This window comes from Micromonospora aridisoli (assembly GCF_056150025.1).
Window position 1 is genome coordinate 1 of sequence record NZ_JAXCFK010000186.1, and the last position, 515, is coordinate 515.

At 38.3% G+C, this 515-nt stretch carries 1 protein-coding gene and 1 pseudogene; both read left to right on the forward strand.

What is annotated here, in order from left to right:
* Window positions 1-372, forward strand: a 372-nt coding sequence (locus SM447_RS30020; RefSeq protein ID WP_474576230.1) for a 5-oxoprolinase subunit B family protein, incomplete at its 5' end; no start/stop codon positions are given.
* A 22-nt stretch (window positions 373-394) separates the two neighbouring features.
* Window positions 395-515: pseudogene (locus SM447_RS30025) on the forward strand (allophanate hydrolase subunit 2 family protein); the annotation flags it as partial.

Consider the following 515-nt stretch of genomic DNA (forward strand, 5'->3'; position numbering starts at 1 on the left):
ATTAGAGTACATTCAGACAGGATTTATACGGTATATTTTATTGGATTTTTACCGGGGTTTTTATATCTCGGAGGTTTGGATGAACAGTTGTTTGTTTCAAGGAAATCGAAACCGAGTTTGCATGTACCGCAAGGTGCTGTTGCAATTGGTGGTAGGCAAACCGGAATCTATCCACAAAATAGTCCAGGAGGATGGTATGTTATAGGTAGGTCTCCTCTGTCTTTTTTTGATTCTAAAAAAAGAACTCCTTGCTTCGTGAGTCCAGGGGATAAAGTTAAATTTGAGTCAGTGTCTGTTGTCAAATATAACGAAATAAGTTTTTTGGAAAAAGAAGGTGTTTATGTACCAGAAAATGTAATTTATGAGGGGTGAGATGCGGATTTTGAAATCTGGAATGGCAACGTCTATACAAGATTTTGGAAGGGTGGGTTTTGCTAAATATGGAATTCCTAGAAGTGGGGTGATGGATCAAAAAGCTTTTGTTTTGGCGAATGCGCTTTTGGGAAATACGGCAA